Source organism: Christiangramia sp. (assembly GCF_029937855.1).
Taxonomy (GTDB): Bacteria; Bacteroidota; Bacteroidia; order Flavobacteriales; family Flavobacteriaceae; genus Christiangramia.
In genome coordinates, this window is record NZ_JAPYPC010000018.1 from 62,126 (window position 1) to 79,307 (window position 17,182).

The following is a 17,182-nucleotide window of genomic DNA, read 5'->3' on the forward strand; positions in this document are numbered from 1 at the left end:
ACTTATAGAATCATTGAAATTAATGGTCGCAATCTCTGGCTTTTTTCTGTTTCTACAGGTAAAGCTACTTGAATCAAATTTTTCCAAAAATTCTCTTTAGTAGAAAAGTAGGGCCAATTATGACCCCTTATTTATATAATAGTTGTATCTCACTTTATTTTTGATTATCTATTATCAAATCGTAAAAGCACGGTGTCAAAAACAAATATTCTAAAACCATTAACAACTAACAATGAATGTGTTAATCTCTTGTTACACCTATAAACCTTTCATTTTTCTTAACCTTATTTATCTTTTATAACTCTTAATTTAGATAGTCAAACTTGTATTTTATACATTCTATGGCTTTTAGATTTGAACCCATATTAGCAGAAGGTATCGCTCAGGTTTCATATTTTATATGTGATGAAAGTGCTGGGTGCGCTGCAGTTATAGATCCCCGGTCCGATGCCGATATTTACCTTCAAAAAGCACGGCAATATGGAGTAACTATTACACATGTTTTTGAAACCCACATCCATGCAGATTTTATGAGTGGGGCTCGTGAGTTGGAAGCCCGTTGCAAAGGAAGCGCTAAAATTTTTGTGAGCGTTGAAGGTGATGCCACATATGATTTTGCATATGAACCTGTTCGGGAAGGAGATGAGTTTGAATTCGGTCAAGTTAAAATGATGGCTAAGCATACTCCTGGTCATACACCCGAACATTTATCCTATTTATTATACGAATCGCACAAAGAAGATCCCTGGGGCATTGTAACCGGGGATTCCCTATTTGTAGATTCTTTAGGACGACCAGATTTATTGGGTGATGAGAAGACAGATGAATTGACCCAGGCTCTTTTTAAAACCATGCGGGAAGTTTTCTGCAAGCTGGGAGATGAAGTGATTGTTTATCCATGCCATGCAGCAGGCTCGGCCTGTGGTCCTGATATAGGCGACCGACTGCATACCACCATTGGATACGAGAAGAAGCATAATCCTTTCATGCACATCGAGACCTTCGACGAATTTAAAAAAGCCATTCAGGATAGTGCGCCTCCAGTACCTACTCATTATCCAAAAATGAAAAAACTTAATGCTAAGGGACCAAAAACTTTCGGCCATTTACCACCAGTAAGGTCTTTAAGCGTAGAAGATTTTGAAGAAGAAATGAAGAACCCTGATACGATCATTATAGATACCCGCGATATGCTGGCTTTTGGAGGCGGGCATATAGAAGGGGCTCTCAACATAGGACAACGTCCCATTCTGTCGGTTTGGGCCGGTTGGTTGATAGATACAGAAGATCCTATACTACTGGTCTTGCCTGAAGATAAAGATCTAGAGCAGGTCGTAACGCTGCTCTGGCGCAGCGGACATACCAATTTTAAGGGTTATCTGGCAGGGAACATGCGTAGTTGGCAGGAATCGGGTAAACGAATTAAAAAATTGCCTCAACTCAGTGTACATGAACTCAGTCAAAATAATGGGCAATATCAGCGCAGGGATAAGGAATGGCAAAATGGATACATACCTGATGCCAGGCATATTTTTCTTGGCGAACTCTCTGATAAGATAAGTACCTTAAATAAAAAACAAAAATTTGCCCTGTATTGCGCCAGCGGCTATAGATCCAGCATTGCGGCCAGTCTTTTACAAAAAAATGGCTTTCAGAATGTGAATAGCATTCCGGGTAGTTTTAAGGTATGGAAGGCTGCGGACTTATCAATTGAAAATAAATCACAATATCAAAAAAAGTAAGAAATTATAGAAAATCAAATCAAAAAAGTAAATGATGAAATTTCGGTGGCAGCATTTGATCCGAATGAAAACAGCTTTGAAACTTTTGCTGATAAGGGTTTTAAGTCGGTTATTAATTTGCAGACCGATGAAGAAGAGCAAAATGTTTCCCAAGAGAAAGAAAAAGAGCTGGCTAAGAAGCATAACCTTGAATACAAACATATTGGTATATCTAAGGATAACTTATCAGATGCAATCGTTAATAATTAATTTTCGACAGGAGCTTGAATCTCTTCCAAAACCAATCTTGGTTCATTGCAAATCAGGAAAACGTTCAGGCGCCTTTGTAATGATGCATATTGGGTGCCAAAAGGATATGTCCGGGGAAGAAGTGATTAAACAGGCTGAAGAAATGGGTTTTGAATGTGATGTACCGGAATTGGAGCAGTTTCTCAAGAAATATGTAAACGATCATTAACAAAGGTATATACAAAGAATCTATTTGTGATATAAGGACTGATACATCATAGATATAGTAACAAAGGAATGGCGCTACGATTTTTTTGACATTTGTACAGGAATTTTATACCTGAAAATAATTCCATGCAAAATAAATGGTATGATTTTTATTGATGCCTAATTAATTAGCAATTCGACATAGCTATCTATTGAAAAGACGTGTATCGGTTTTTAATATAGTCCAATTAAGATCAATATCCCTTAATCCCAGAAATACTAAATCACTGCTACCATTTCTAAAAGGTTTTTCTTCATACGATAATATAATCTCTCATCCTGTCCATATTCCTCTAAATTATATTTCCTGGTTTGACACTACATCCATCCTTTGGAGGTACTTTCAATTTTATAGAGTACGTAATCCATTAAGGATTCTGCTTTATTTCGGTCTATCAGCTCGAAGCGAACATCTCCTCCCGCTGAATGGAAGATGAGATTTACCAGATTTTTCTTTCTATACCAGAGTGGTTGCGACATTGAAACAGCTTGTAGTTTCCAAATTTCCAGGTACTGCTGTTTTTTTTCCCATACACCTGAATTTTTCAAAATAAATTCCTCCGAAAAACTTAGGCGCAAAGATCTATAATATAGAAGTTGATATCCGAAGAGAATAACTGAATAAATTGATATAGTGATGATCACCCATTTTAAAGATAAATCGAGATTGTAAAATTTTGATATAATAGGAATAAGGAGCAAGGGTAAAAATCCTACACTGATCTTTTTAAAAATAAGTAACTTATTATGAATGATTTGAGTAAGCTGTTTCTTTATTGGATTAACATGCATATACCCAAGGACCTTTGACAAAAGTTCTTGGGAAATACCGGGAATGGTAATAATACTTTTCTCAGGATCATTCGGGCTGCTTGCCAAGAAAAATTTGACCTTTTGGAGATCAAGCTTTTGTTGAAAAGGATTGTTCAAAATTTCAATAGTCTGTACCCTTTTTGCTTTTAAGCTCACCTTTTTATTTTTCCGAAGCCCCATTTCTATCTGTAGCCCTGAATTTGATTTTTTAAGACGAAGGCCGTAATATTTAATGAAGGTGTCCGCTACAGTGACTGTAATTATCGCCAATAACAGCAGTATAATTTTCCAGACGCTTAAAGGAGAGTCTAAACTTGGTTCCATCATGAATTCGGGAGGGATGAATTTATTTAAGAAAAACTGATCTTTAAGAGTTATGTAGAATGTGATCAGCAGTAGTAGGCCGCGTATATAATTGCTAATTAACCCGAGCTTTAGAAGCTGGAAAGTGTTCAAAGAAAAATGCCAGTCTATAGCTGCTTTTCCTTCTATTTCTACTTCCTTTATGTTTTCTTCCAGCCGGGAATAACTTATAAGAAGTTCTGCAAGTTGCTCGGCCTTTATCCTGGATAAAGCCTTTATTTCCACCTCTTTTTCTTTGCTCCCGGCAGTATCGATTAAAACACTATAGACACCTATTAATCGTTGCACAAGATTTCTCTTAAGATTGACCTGCTGGATTTTATGAAAAGGGAGGCTTATAGTTTTCGAATTGATAACCCCTTTTTGAAGTACAAATTCCTCAGTCTTAGGATCAATATAGAAAACAAACCTCCAAAAATAAAGGATACTATAAGCAAAAGCCAAAATAAAAATTATGGTAGCCCCAATAGTAGAATTGATGATTGTTTGAGAATCTAATTCGTTCATAAAAAAATAGATCACCAAAAACCATAAATTCTTTAAAAGATGATATAGGCTGTTCCCAAAAACAAGTATCACTCCTATTTTAGATTGCCTCTGTGGCTCATGGAAGTTACTGCTATTCATTAGAAGACACCCTTTTTGAGATAGCTTCTTTTAGTACTTCCGCATTTCTCGCAAGAAGTCCGGAAATAGTAACGTCACTGGCTGAACCTCCTGCAGAAAAAATTGTCAAAGATGAAATTCCCAAGAATTTATCCAATAAATCTTTTCTAGCCGAAACATGTTGCACCCTATTGAATGGTACAATTGTTATTTTCTCATGGAGAAAACCTCTTTTAAAAATTATATCTCTTTCTCTTATAGCATATCCATTTCTTTTCTGTAGCTCAAAATTACGATAGATTAACCATAAGAAAAGCGGTAAGAAAAGAATTGCAGACCAAAGGATTAAAATTTTGTATTCTTCCATAAGAAAGTACCCCACAATTAAAGCTCCCACAACTATTAATGCTCCAATACCAGACAGAATATTTAACTTAATAAGATACTTAGTATCGAGGGGATAGAATTCCACTTCAGTAAATCGAGGTAAGGAATTTATATCCAGTTGTTTATTTTCAAATTCTGCCTGATTAAGAGAAGCCATTGCATTTTGAATTTATTTCGGTTTCCATTTAATATTTTCCAGATTATTAAGTGCTTAACAATATAGCAGTAAAAACAACAGATTTACTTACTTCCTGCTATTTTACTGTTTAGCGCATTAAGGTGTTTCAACTGCATCCCATTCGGTCCAAAAAAACTGAATGCCTTAAAAAATCTTTATAACAGATTGCCTTCTGGGTTATGGATTTACAATAATTACCCTTTATCCTACTACCAAGAGGGCGAAGAAAATCTCATTCTCTTGGCAGTCCTTTACCTCATTAGTTTTTCAAGTGCAGTGCCGCAGGAAGGCATACGCTGTCCCATAAAAGGATTTTTCACCTGTTCTTCCAGGCTAATCCAATTTCCTCCCCTGCCGCCGAGGGCCATAGGGCAATTCTGCCAAAAGAGCGCTTCGCTCCCAAAGTCTATAGCCGGGAGTATTTGATATAGTTGTTCAGAAAGTACGGCAAATGCAATTCGCTGGTCGTTAATATCACCTGCAAGGATCAATTCTTTTATTGTTGCCCTTAATTGTACCTGTTCCTTCTCTTTCAAATTACTGTTCTCCAGGTTTTTTTCCATTCCGGCAGCGGCATTTTTGGCCTGTACATAATGATCTTCAATGAGGGCGTTTTTTATTTCAATATAACTCCCTAAAAAAGCGGGCAGAACTGATAAGGCTTTTCCGGTAGGACTAAAAGGACCACTTAGTCCTTTCGTCTGTATATATCCGTAATTCAACTCATGTCCTTGTATATCGCAAGGGTAAACCGATCGGGATAGAATTAAGAGTATTACTACTAAAATCCATTTTTGAAAATTCATCTTTACTACTATTTTATAATTAAACTTACTTATTTTTAAATCTCCCTCCTCTCTCTAAAAGAATGCCTGGTCTCAGGAATAAAGGATTACTGTTTTCTATTGTATCACTTACCAAAAAAGCGAAGGATCGCATTGGGTCATGTTCCGGCGCAGCAAAGGTCATTTTTTCATTTCTTACAATTGCACAGGAATAACTTAAAGGCTTGTATATATATATTAATTTATTTATTCTATTTTTTTTGTTCGCAATCTTAATGCGTTGGCAATTACTGAAACTGAGCTCAAGCTCATAGCTGCAGCGGCAATCATAGGAGATAATAATATACCGAAAAAGGGAAATAAAATTCCGGCTGCAACAGGAACACCAATGGTATTATAGATAAAAGCAAAAAACAGGTTCTGTTTGATATTTTTCATAACGGCATCACTCAAATGACGGGCTTTCACGATTCCCTGTAAATCCCCTTTTACCAAAGTAATGGCTGCACTTTCAATGGCCACATCAGTACCCGTACCCATTGCAATCCCTACATCACTTTTTGCCAATGCCGGGGCATCATTAATGCCATCACCTGCCATAGCCACCACTTTACCCTGATTCTGTAGTTTTTCTACTTCCTGTAACTTATTTTCAGGGAGCATACTGGCTTTAAAATCTGCAAGGTTTAGCTCGCCGGCCACGGCTTGTGCCGTGTCGTGGTTATCACCTGTAAGCATTATCACAGCTATGCCTTTATCCTGAAGTTCTTTGATGGCATTGGCACTTGTTTTTTTAATTTTATCACCTATAACAACATAACCGGCAACCTTTCCAGCAACGCTGAGATATGAAACCGTCTTCCCCTCTTTTTGAAAGGATTGAGCTTCTTCTATCATTTCTTCGGAAAGTGCAGCATCAGCCTTCTCCATCATTTTTACGTTGCCCAATGCCAACTTTTTACCGTTTACTTTACCTTCAACCCCTTTTCCGGTAACCGCATTGAAGCCATCGGCCTTTAAAAATTCTGCTTTTTGTTCTTTACCATATTTTACTGTTGCTTCTGCGAGAGGATGTTCACTTAAATTATTGAGAGAAACAATGTATTGCAATACTTCTTTTTCATTGAGCCCTCCTTTAAAAGCCCCTACAGTTTCTACGGTAGGTTTTCCCTCGGTAATGGTTCCCGTCTTATCGACGATGAGGGTATCTACTTTGTCCATTTTTTCTAAGGCTTCCGCATTTTTTACCAGCACACCGTTCTGCGCTCCCTTACCCACACCTACCATAATAGACATAGGGGTAGCAAGACCAAGTGCACAGGGACAGGCAATAATCAGTACTGCAATGGCATTTACCAATGCATATACATAGGCAGGCTCTGGCCCCCAAATTGCCCAAATCGCAAAAGTAATCACCGCAATAATAACAACTACAGGTACAAAATAGCCAGAGACCGTATCGGCCAGTTTTTGGATGGGCGCCTTGCTTCGACTCGCATCATTAACCATTTTTATTATTTGGGATAATAAGGTATTAGATCCTACTTTTTCGGCTTTCATCAAAAATGACTGGTTGCCGTTTATTGTACCGCTACTAACCTTATTATCCATGGTTTTACTTACGGGTATAGGCTCACCGGTTATCATGGACTCATCTACAGAGGTTTCCCCTTCGGTAATTACGCCATCCACCGGGATTTTGTCCCCCGGTTTTACCCGAAGCGTATCGCCTATTTCAATACTATCGATAGATACTTCTATATCCTGCCCATCAACGACTTTAATTGCCTTGTTAGGTGCTAATTTCAACAATTCCTTTACTGCTGAATTAGTTTTGCTATGTGCCCTGGCCTCCAATACCTGTCCTAACATTACCAGGGCCAAGATAACCGTGGCAACTTCATAGTAAACAAAAACGGTTCCTGCCTCGGTTTTAAACTGAGCCGGGAAAAAGTCGGGAAACAACATCCCAAAAACACTAAATAACCAGGCTACGCCGGTGCCGATCCCAATAAGGGTAAACATATTAAGGTTCCAGGTTTTTATGGAATGCCACGCACGTTCAAAAAACATCCAGGTTGCATAAAAAACCACCGGCAGGGATAAAGCGAGTTGAATCCAGTTCCAAACTTCCACCTCTAAAAGCCCTTCCAGAGGATTATTCTGGAGCAATTCAGACATTGCAATAATTAATATGGGGACTGTAAACAGCACTGCAATCCAAAACTTTTTTAGTAGCTTTTTATAGTTTTTTTCCTCTGTAGATATATCCGGTTCCATGGGCACCAGGTCCATGCCACAGATGGGACAATCTCCCGGTTCGTCCTTTACAATTTCGGGGTGCATCGGGCAGGTATATTGTGTTGAAGAATTGGCAGAAAGGCTTTGTTCCTCTACCAGATCCATTCCGCATACAGGACAATCACCTGGTTGGTCGTAGGTTTTGTCACCCTCGCAATGCATCGGGCAATAATAAATTCCTGTCTTTTCCCCCTTGGGTTTTTCGGCGCTCTTCATTTCTTCAGTATGATGGTGTTCCCCATTTTGGTGAATGCTGTATTGCCCGCCATCATTTTTCAGGGCTTCCTGTAGTTTATTAATGGGAATATGAGATTCCATTTCGATAGATGCCTCTCCTTTTTCTAAATCTACAGAAGCATTGGTAACCCCTTCAACTTTTGAAAGGGTATTTTCAACGTGGGTTCTACAACCGTCGCAGGTCATCCCGCGGATATGGTAAGTATGTTTCATATTATTTTTATTTAAAATGCCTGAAAAGGAAAGGAAATTTTTAACTAACTAACAGCTCAATGAAAAGCTTTTCCTTCCCTCCCCAGGACTTTAAAGTTAATTATGCTGTAGCAGTATGGAAATATCAGAAATCAATTTATCTACTTCTTTATTACTTGTACCGTCATAATACCCTCTTATCCGTTTTTGGCTATCTACCAGAATAAAAGCACCGCTATGAAGCACCCCGTCGGGAAGCGTTGAATCTCTCATTGCACTGATCATATAGTGATTTTGAGCCATATTGAAAATAGCCTCTTGTTCCCCTGTTACAAAATGCCATTGGTGGTTATCTACACCTAAATCTTCTGAATATTCTTTTAGTACCGGTACACTATCATGTGCAGGATCTATACTATGTGATAGAAAGGCAATTTTTTCATTTCCTTTATATTTTTCATATAGCCTTTGCATTTCCTTCCCCATAACCGGACAGATAGTAGTACAGGAGGTAAAAAAGAAATCTGCTACATATATCTTATTTTCAAAGGTTTTCGCAGTAATAGTTTTCCCATTTTGATCGGTAAAACTAAAATCCGGTATTTTATGATAGATTGTATCTTTTCCATTATTAATAGGTTCTTTGCTCCCAAGAATTGGTAATTTTTCCTCTTTGCTTTTACAAGAGATAAGACCTCCTCCTAAGAAAACTAACATGAAAAAAAATTTAAAGTGCTTTTTCAATTTCATATTGTTTATGAATATTTAGCCTAAACCTGTGATGACATATTTATGAGTCATTTTTTTTCTGAATAATGGCTATCGTATTTTCGGTGGATTTAAAATAATATATTTTGGAATCATCAATCTTTAGCAAAATGATTGAGCGCGATATATCTAATCCTGTGTCTACCACTGATTTGAATCATAAAACTACTTATATATTAATAATAGATGTGTACAGCTTTTCAAACTTCCGTTGAATGAAAAATTTTTAATTTACATTGAAGAAAAATCTTTCTAACTATTATCCTAATCACTTTCTGGGGATAGGTATCGGGTTATTAATCACCCATAAATAGCATCTGAAGTGCAAGATAAGCTGCAGTCAAAAAAATTCCGAAAAAAGCTAATAATGCTATTAGTTTGTCCTTTTGCGTTATCTTATTCTTTTGAGTTTTTTTTTGTTTTTTTAATTTTCTTTTATATGTCCGTTTTCCCTTCATCTCAATTAATTTCTGATTTCTATAATTTTTGTATTGAGAGTGCTTTTCCAATTATGAAAATGATGATAGGAAGGATTGTAAATTGCAATAAGGGAGTAAGCCCCACTCCCACAAACGGCACCATTGGCATTGCTGCAGCATATTCCCAGTGTCCGGTGGCGATATGCCAACGCTCCAGAAGAGTTGTTCCAGTACCTCCGGTTATCACAATCAACAGGATCTTATCAAAACTCAGATTTTGTGCCCAATAAATGTTTTTATAGAATAGCCCGAATCCAAATAGCATAATCAATAATGTCAACATATCTGTAACCGATGCTACTAAACACATCCTGATGTGTGGCCAATCATACTGATATCCTTCATATAAAGGCCCGTGCGATAGCTCCCAAACTAAATTTAAAAAGAAAGCCGTAAGTGCGATGGTCCATATGTAGCACCTGTAAGCAACTTTATCCTTTACCGTATTTTTAAAATAGAAATACAATAAAATGACCCCTAACAATGAAACGCCGGGCAAAATTAAAACCGCCCATTTAAAACCTTCCATATTAGGAATTCCTGTTTTGCCTGATAAGCTTAATTAGAAGATAGATAATCAGGGCCACCAAAATGATTCCTCCTATCCAAACTGCGGCGCACATCCAACAAAACCCATCCATTTCCATATTTCCCATATTTCTCAATTTATTTATTCAATTTTATAATTACGCATCATCCCCATATCTTCATGCTCCAAATTATGACAGTGATACAGGAACAAACCTTTAAAGTTCTTGAAACGCATAATGATTTTAATTTTCATTCCGGGTATTAGTAATACCGTATCCTGCCAACCATCATCTATTAACCCATCTTTTACGGAATTCCAGACATCTTCGTCCATTTCAGAAGGGTCCCGTTCCAAAATATTAAATTGTACCTGATGTATATGAATGGGATGGGGCATTTGCATCATTCCCCCACCCATCATTCCTTTTCCTTTCATCATTCCTCCGTTTCCCATTATTCCTCCATCACCCATCATACCTCCACCAGTATTTACTAAATTCCAGATTTCCGTTGTATTGAGTTTTACAGTTTCTTCTTCAGTAACCCCGGTTGTTTCCAGGTTCTTCCATTGATGGTCCATTCCATACGTTGCATAAAAAACCTGAAGGTTCTTGGGTTTTCCTTATTAATGGCTTCCGAGGGATTAATTTTGTTAAAAACAGCCAGATTGTCCGGCAGTGTATTTGTATTGCTTCCCTGTTCATCTACATTGATATTCAGAACAGGATATTCACTGCCCAGGGGTAGATCGCTAGCCATGCCTCCCATCATTCCCATATTCATTATTCCCGCTGAAAAGGGAAGGCTTTTTAAGGTCAAGCGGGTACCTACAGGTATATTCTTTAAATCCAGCCAAATATCGGCACGCTTTGCCACACCCAACATTATGTATGGCATTGATCTTGGTCGTTCTAAAAGGCTACCATCGATACCAATAACCGTTAGGGGGCTTCCATCTTCCCAACCCAATTTGTAAAAGCGGGAATTAGAAGCATTTAAAAAACGCAATCGATAGGTACAACCTGATTTTAAGGGTAATTCTTTATCTGGCTTTCCATTGATAAAAATCCGGTTACCAAGGAAACCCATCATCTGGTCCATTCTACCCCTGTCCAAATAAACCAACTGGTTGTTTTCGTCAAACTTCCTATCCTGAATTATAACCGGAACATCAAATTCTCCTTTTGGCAAGTCCAGTTTTTCCTCTTCTTCATCTGTAACAAGGAGCATCCCGGCCAGTCCGTTATATACCTGTGGGCCAGTTCGGCCGTGGGGATGGGGGTGGAACCAATAGGTGCCGGCACGGTTCATAATTTCAAATTCGTAAACATAGGTTTCCCCGTTATTTATAACATCCTTGGGGTGTCCATCAAATTTTTCCGGTACGTGCATCCCGTGCCAATGGACAATGCTTTCTTCTGGCAGTTGATTTTTAAACCGGATCCTAACTTTTTGGCCTTTACGTATAAGTAGTATAGGGCCCAAATAATTATTTTGATCTTCTTGCAGTGCCGCTGAATCTCCTTTATTTAATTTCCCCTCGAATTTCCAGACCCTTGTGGGGTTGCCCTTAAGAATAGGAATTTCTACCTCTTTTGCCGTAAGATCAATATCCAGGTCCGGTTCAAAATCAGCACTTATATCGTTATTATTTTCGGCTGAAGAATCCTTGCAGGCATTCAGAAAAGGAAAGGAAATAAGGACGGCTGCTCCCGTACTTCCTAATTTTAAAAATTTTCTTCTATCCAGTTCCTTAGCCTCCATGTCAGATATTTTAAAAGTTGTCCATCTATTTTATATACTTATCCCATAACCCATAATTTTCCCTGATAGCTCCTCTATGAAAGGAAAGCATTATTACTATAAAACCGGTCAGGCTTGTAAGCATGCTAAGCGTGATATTTGTATCGGAAATTGTCCAGGGCATAATAAGTAATGCTAGGCCTATTCCTATATTGAGGTAACGGAAGGTCCTTAACACCTCTGCCATGGCCACTACCGCCATAACCACTACCAATGCACCTCCCAAATGATTTAGATCTGCCATCGGGGATTCTATATCAACACCAAATGCGGTAGGATAAAACATCAATCCTAAACCAAGAATAGTAGATAGCGTTAACTTCCACGGCGCACTCATTCCCCATATAGATGCTTTGAATACCTTCCACGGCTTTTCTGCAAATTCTGCAAGTTCCGGGGAGCGTTCGTCTGATTTTTGTGTGATTGCCTCTCCACCTTTCCAAAAAACCTTCCATAGTGAATCTCCCTTCTTCTTTCGTTGGACCATATGTTGCCCCATGGCAATTACTTCATCAATTTGTAACGGGATCATAGGCAGCATCACTATTGCCGTAAATAAACAAAGGGCACACCAGGCGCCCACGGTAAGGGGCTGAGATACCACTAAAAATATGCTAACGAAGCCTAATGGAATTACCAAAATTCCAAAAAAGGTCACCATCCAGGGCATTGTTCGCCACCGTGAAGTGGCCCCCATAAAGCCCATCAAAAATTCCAGGGTATAAGCAAACGTTCCCAGGGCAGCATCTGAAACCGGCCAGGAATGGGACATATCGGAATTTAGCACTTCCAGGGTTCCATCTCCAAAAAACGGATCCCAGGCATAATCAACATATCCTAATTGAAAAGCGCCCAAATAGCGAGAAGCCACCCAACCCACAAATGCCAGTGCAATCATAATCCACCGCTGTGGCCAACTTGATGGATTGTAAGACCAACCGGACGGCAAATCACCACCCATATGCATATACTTTATCATATTGGGCATCCCGGGGATAAGGATCGTCAGGGCAATAATCAGGGCACCTACCATGGTACCGTTATAATAAGCTACCGCCGTGGGGGCCCAAAATATAAGTGGCGCCATACTAATCCATATCCCTACGAAACAGGCCATCCAAACACTATATGGCCTATTTGGTCTCAGGGCACGCCATCCGAAGAAAATCAACAAAACCCCACTAATTATATCACTCCATCGCATGGCGGTAATCCTATCGGCAAGGGATAACCAAACATCCCTGCCACCGCTGGGTTCCACTATATTTTTCCCATAATCAAAGGTAAGTGGGGAAGCAATCATCCAAACGCCAAGCAAGATTATGGACCAATAAACCCAAAGGGTCTGCTTATGATGCATTTTGAGCATTTTGTCCCTCTGGGAATCATCCATCTTGTTATGCTGATTTTCATCCCCATTAGAAGAATTCATATCCATTTGGGCCATAGGTCGTGAAACTCCGCGTTTTCCCATTTTTCCTGATTCCTGGTCGTTACTCATATGGTTAGTTTTTAGCGTTGATGGAATTTATTTTCCTTTAAGTTTTGATGGTAATTTGAGATCATTTCCTTTATACCATTTTACAGGATGATCCTTTAAATTCTCAATAATCTTAGGAAGGCTATTCTTTAGTCTATGTTTTGGCTCCCAATTCAGTAATTTATTGGCCCGACTTATATCCAGTTGCATATGCTCATCTGTTAAATCGACCATCCAGGGTTTAATAAAGGAATCCCCAAAAAGATCCTGTACCCAGGCTCCGGTTTTTGCTACGAATTTTGGGATCTTATAAGTTTTCCATTTTTTATTAAAAAGCAAACGTGCAATTTCATTTTGTAGGTCAATAAAGTTCATTGTTTCGGGCTCACCCAGGTTAATGGTGGTCATCCCTGAGAATTCTTTCCTTTTTTCTATTGCTTTAATTAAACCTGTAATAAGATCCTCCAGGTGAACATAGGGGTTTCCGCGGTCAAATTTACCGGGGTAAAAATGACTGGTCAACTGGTTTTCGTATATACGCTGAATTTGGTTGGTAATAGGGATTGAGTCACCCTCATCGCTGTAAACTCCGGCTATCCTCAAATTCATGACCGGAATATCACCTCTTTTAGAACGGAGTATTTTTTCGGTATCAACTTTGGATTGAGGATAATCCCATTTTGGGTTCACCGGGGATTCTTCTGTTATGTCAATGCCGGGTTTAGTTGAATCATACACCAGCAAGCTACTGGAAAAGACAAATTGCTCAACTTCAAACCCCTGTAAAACCTTTAAGAGGCGTTCTGTACCTTCCACCGTGATTTTTTGATAGAGGGGACTGGGTTCCCCTGAAAAATCATAGTACGCGGCAAGATGTATTACTGAGGCAATTTTATTTCCGTAGGCAAAACGTATTCGTTCAAAAGCATTTTCCATACTTTCATCAGAAGTGATATCGATACATACACATTCTGCTGTAATGGGCGGAAAAGGATATCCAATATTGTCCAGCCCGATTATAAGGTATTTTTCTGCCAGTTTGTTGATGAGAGTTGTACCAATAAGGCCACTACTGCCACTTACTACAATTATTTCCTTGTCTGTTTTTATTGCCGGTTGGTCCATATTTGATTATTCTATATATCCTCTTTGCTTAATTCTCCAGTTCTTACCTTATAAATTTCAAGTACTTCAGACACGTAAATAAGCCCTTCCCCTTTTTCACCCTTACCGCCGTGCTGATGGATCACCTGCACGATCTTTGGCACATCTTCTTTCCTGCAGACAATTTCCAACTTAGACATTTTGCTATGGGCAAGAGGAAACCTAAGGGATGGAGAATCTTTTCTTTGAGTATATCTTCCGGTACCTTCAGCCTCAGAAACCGTAAGGCTTTCAAAACCTTCAGTACGCAATGCCTGCATCACCTCATTGGCTCTTTTTTCCCGGATAAACGCTTTAACTTCCCTCATTTTTCTTGTTTTTTTCATCAATAACATAGGCAGCTGGCAAGACAGGAAAATTAAGCCAAAGAACAGCCAGCTGCCATAGGCCTAATTACCTAAAAATGGTCAGATAAAGGAGGTTATGAATATCAACAGACCTCCTGTTATCATCCTTTTCATCATATCCCCCAGTACTTATTAGTTGTTTTTATGCATCTGCGAATTGTGTTCTTCCTGATTGGAGGCACCCATTTTTTCCTTGGAACCCATAGATTTCCCATCCTTCTCCTTCATATTATCCATCATCTTCATCATCTTGCCATCCTTCATCATCATCATACACATCTTCTTGCACATCCCATCATCTTTCGAGGCGCCATCCATCATTTTTCCCATCATCATATCCTGCATATGGCCATCCTTCATCATCATATTGGCCATCATTTTACAGGAGGTAGAGTCTTTTTTAGCCTCCTTCATCATACGCTGCATCATTTCCTTTTTCATTTCCGAATCATCCATTATAGCGCTATAAATCTGTTCTTTTTTTTGATCATCCTGCAACATCTTTTTCATTGCAGTGTCATTTTTTTCCTGGGCCTGGATCGCAATGGCTCCAACCATAAATACACCTGTTAACAGTGCAGTTCTTAATACCTTTTTCATAACTTTTATATTTTTGAATTTAACTAATTTCTTGTGCCCACATAAAGAGCTGAAAGAATGCTAACCATATCATCTTTACAGCTCTTTTGCAGGACTTTTTTAAAATATTAATTGGTGATTGTTTCCTGAACAGAACCACAACCGGGCATTTTTTGCCCCATATAAGGATTTTGTATTTTTTCGTTTTGACTTAACCAGTTTGCGCCCTGACCGTTTAATGCCATTGGACAGTGGTTCCAGTAAACTGAACCATCTATATCATTATTTTTTGCCATTTGATATAAAACTGTGGACATTTCACTAAAATACTCCCTTTGTTTCTCGATATTATCAGTCTCTGCGATAGCCTTGGCTGATCTTTCTAAACCTGGACTCTTTTTGACCAATTTTTCGGCTTCTTCTTGTGCCCTGCTCTCATCATCTGCAATTAAGGCATATTTAATAGCGATATAGGAAGACATAATTGATGCAAATTCTGAATCCTGAACTCCATCTGAATTAGATGTATTATCATTTCCCATCATTCCACTGTTTTCCTGCGACAGCATATTTTCCATCATTTCCATCTCCTGATTGCCTTTATTATCATCACAAGAAGTTGTAAAACTTAATAACGAGAATGACATTAATGCTAGCATGCTTATTTTTACTATTTTCATGATTTTATTAATTCATTATATTACTAAATTACTGATATTTAAACTTTTGTATTTCTAAAATCTTGGGAGATGTTTATAAAATTCGGTTTAAGGAACTCCTAATTTCTGCCCCTACCTCTTTATACTGAGATAGGCTCATCCCGGTTTCAGTTTTAAACTGTGTACTAAGATGTCCAAGACTGCTATAGCCTAACATTTGTGATATTTCAGTAAAATTATGTTCCTGAGAATGTATCAACTCTTTTACTTTTTCCACTTTTAATTTTATATAATATTTTTCTATTGTTATCTGCTGATTATAAGAAAAGATTTTACTTATAGTCGTATAATCCTGATGTAACTTTTTCTGTAGGTAAACAGACAGTTTTGTTTCTAAACGAGCAGGTATCGAATTTACAAGATCGATAAGCTTTACTTTTATTTGTTCTACAAGCTTATCTTCCGGTGTATCTATAATATCAAAATCATTAGCTCTAAGTATTTCTGTTAATTGCTCTTTAATCACAGAAACCTTATCTGTTTCAATTACCAATCGGCCCAGTTCAATTTCAATAACCTTAATTTTTTTATTTTCAAGGGCATTTTTAATTACGGTTGCGCAACTGCGACAAACCATATTTTTTATGTGAAATTCAGCATTCATTTTCATTTGACATTACTAATGATTATTTATTGGGTACTATTTCCTGTTTTACTTCCCCACAGCTGCGCATTCCTTCATTCATAAACGGATTCTGAATATTCTTACTTGCACTTAGCCAAAAAGCTCCTTTATTGTTATTGGCCATAGGGCAAAAATCTATATAGAGAGTTTCATCACCGGGGCCGTAGACTTCCACTACTTTTATAAGCGGCTGCGACAGGTAGATAAAATTTTCCCGTTTTCCTGCTATAGTTGAAGCTTCTTTGCAGAGTTTTGCATGTTTCATTAAAAAGTTTTTTTTCTCCTCCCAAAAGGCTTTTGCTTTACCTTTTAAAACACTGCCGTCTATATCTAGCAATGCTTCATATAACTGGGTGCTGTATACAAAGGTGGTCTTTTCATCAGCTTCAACCAAACCATCCTTTAGGGACAGGTAGGCATGGATCACCGCATCAAGTTGTTTCCTAAAGTCATCTGGAGTTTCCTCCCGAAAATCATAAGCCTCGCCTTCCAGGAATTTCTCGGTACTTACCTGCCCTTTGACCTGGTTATTATTTTCTTTCGCCTCATTATTGCCCATATTCATCCCCGGCATTGAGCCCCCTGCCG

Annotated in this window: 18 protein-coding genes; 3 read left to right on the forward strand and 15 right to left on the reverse strand. The window is 38.3% G+C overall.

The annotated features are described in order from the left end of the window. The first annotated feature begins 323 nt into the window (after positions 1–323). From Q1K34_RS10740 to Q1K34_RS10750, 3 genes are read left to right on the forward strand one after another with little or no spacing between them, the layout of a single operon-like run. Positions 324–1,742 carry an MBL fold metallo-hydrolase gene (locus Q1K34_RS10740; RefSeq protein ID WP_300438375.1) on the forward strand — a complete coding sequence of 473 codons (1,419 nt, stop codon included), beginning with the start codon at positions 324–326 and terminating at the stop codon, positions 1,740–1,742. A 45-nt stretch (positions 1,743–1,787) separates the two neighbouring features. Continuing rightward, complete coding sequence (locus Q1K34_RS10745; RefSeq protein WP_300438378.1) at positions 1,788–1,991, forward strand: sulfur transferase domain-containing protein; 204 nt, start codon at positions 1,788–1,790, stop codon at positions 1,989–1,991. After that, positions 1,972–2,199, forward strand: a complete 228-nt coding sequence (locus Q1K34_RS10750) for a hypothetical protein (protein ID WP_300438381.1) — start codon at positions 1,972–1,974, stop codon at positions 2,197–2,199. Before Q1K34_RS10745 ends, Q1K34_RS10750 begins: the two co-directional genes overlap by 20 nt. Positions 2,200–2,555: 356 nt before the next feature. Here the strand turns inward: Q1K34_RS10750 and Q1K34_RS10755 are convergent, their stop codons facing one another. From Q1K34_RS10755 to Q1K34_RS10825, 15 genes are all read right to left on the reverse strand, one after another. Next, the gene (locus tag Q1K34_RS10755; protein WP_300438383.1) at positions 2,556–4,040 is read right to left on the reverse strand and encodes a PH domain-containing protein; all 1,485 of its coding nucleotides are present in this window, start codon (positions 4,038–4,040) and stop codon (positions 2,556–2,558) included. Then, positions 4,033–4,563, reverse strand: coding sequence for a PH domain-containing protein (locus Q1K34_RS10760; RefSeq protein WP_300438386.1), 531 nt, complete (start codon positions 4,561–4,563; stop codon positions 4,033–4,035). The genes Q1K34_RS10755 and Q1K34_RS10760 overlap by 8 nt, the downstream gene beginning before the upstream one ends. Positions 4,564–4,835: 272 nt before the next feature. Further along, a complete protein-coding gene (locus Q1K34_RS10765) occupies positions 4,836–5,390 on the reverse strand; it encodes a DUF3347 domain-containing protein (RefSeq protein WP_011709233.1) in 555 nt (184 codons plus the stop codon). Between the two features lie 225 nt (positions 5,391–5,615). Next, a complete protein-coding gene (locus Q1K34_RS10770; protein ID WP_300438391.1) occupies positions 5,616–8,120 on the reverse strand; it encodes a heavy metal translocating P-type ATPase in 2,505 nt (834 codons plus the stop codon). Between the two features lie 96 nt (positions 8,121–8,216). After that, complete coding sequence (locus tag Q1K34_RS10775; protein WP_300438394.1) at positions 8,217–8,816, reverse strand: SCO family protein; 600 nt, start codon at positions 8,814–8,816, stop codon at positions 8,217–8,219. Between the two features lie 528 nt (positions 8,817–9,344). Continuing rightward, on the reverse strand, positions 9,345–9,875 hold the full coding sequence (locus tag Q1K34_RS10780) for a hypothetical protein (RefSeq protein ID WP_300438397.1): 531 nt from the start codon (positions 9,873–9,875) through the stop codon (positions 9,345–9,347). A 141-nt stretch (positions 9,876–10,016) separates the two neighbouring features. Continuing rightward, positions 10,017–10,457: a multicopper oxidase domain-containing protein gene (locus Q1K34_RS10785; RefSeq protein ID WP_300438400.1), complete on the reverse strand. Its 441-nt coding sequence runs from the start codon at positions 10,455–10,457 to the stop codon at positions 10,017–10,019. Next, the gene (locus Q1K34_RS10790) at positions 10,400–11,641 is read right to left on the reverse strand and encodes a multicopper oxidase domain-containing protein (RefSeq protein WP_300438403.1); all 1,242 of its coding nucleotides are present in this window, start codon (positions 11,639–11,641) and stop codon (positions 10,400–10,402) included. The genes Q1K34_RS10785 and Q1K34_RS10790 overlap by 58 nt, the downstream gene beginning before the upstream one ends. A gap of 25 nt (positions 11,642–11,666) precedes the next feature. After that, positions 11,667–13,181: a vitamin K epoxide reductase family protein gene (locus Q1K34_RS10795; RefSeq protein WP_300438405.1), complete on the reverse strand. Its 1,515-nt coding sequence runs from the start codon at positions 13,179–13,181 to the stop codon at positions 11,667–11,669. Between the two features lie 27 nt (positions 13,182–13,208). After that, positions 13,209–14,285, reverse strand: a complete 1,077-nt coding sequence (locus Q1K34_RS10800) for an NAD(P)-dependent oxidoreductase (RefSeq protein WP_300438408.1) — start codon at positions 14,283–14,285, stop codon at positions 13,209–13,211. A gap of 11 nt (positions 14,286–14,296) precedes the next feature. Then, positions 14,297–14,632, reverse strand: a complete 336-nt coding sequence (locus Q1K34_RS10805; RefSeq protein WP_300438411.1) for a P-II family nitrogen regulator — start codon at positions 14,630–14,632, stop codon at positions 14,297–14,299. Between the two features lie 171 nt (positions 14,633–14,803). Further along, a complete protein-coding gene (locus Q1K34_RS10810) occupies positions 14,804–15,271 on the reverse strand; it encodes a hypothetical protein (RefSeq protein WP_300438413.1) in 468 nt (155 codons plus the stop codon). A gap of 107 nt (positions 15,272–15,378) precedes the next feature. Continuing rightward, positions 15,379–15,930 carry a DUF3347 domain-containing protein gene (locus tag Q1K34_RS10815; protein ID WP_300438416.1) on the reverse strand — a complete coding sequence of 184 codons (552 nt, stop codon included), beginning with the start codon at positions 15,928–15,930 and terminating at the stop codon, positions 15,379–15,381. A gap of 73 nt (positions 15,931–16,003) precedes the next feature. Further along, positions 16,004–16,579, reverse strand: a complete 576-nt coding sequence (locus Q1K34_RS10820) for a helix-turn-helix domain-containing protein (protein WP_011709221.1) — start codon at positions 16,577–16,579, stop codon at positions 16,004–16,006. A 16-nt stretch (positions 16,580–16,595) separates the two neighbouring features. Further along, on the reverse strand, positions 16,596–17,182 hold a 587-nt coding region (locus tag Q1K34_RS10825; protein ID WP_300438418.1), incomplete at its 5' end, for a DUF3347 domain-containing protein.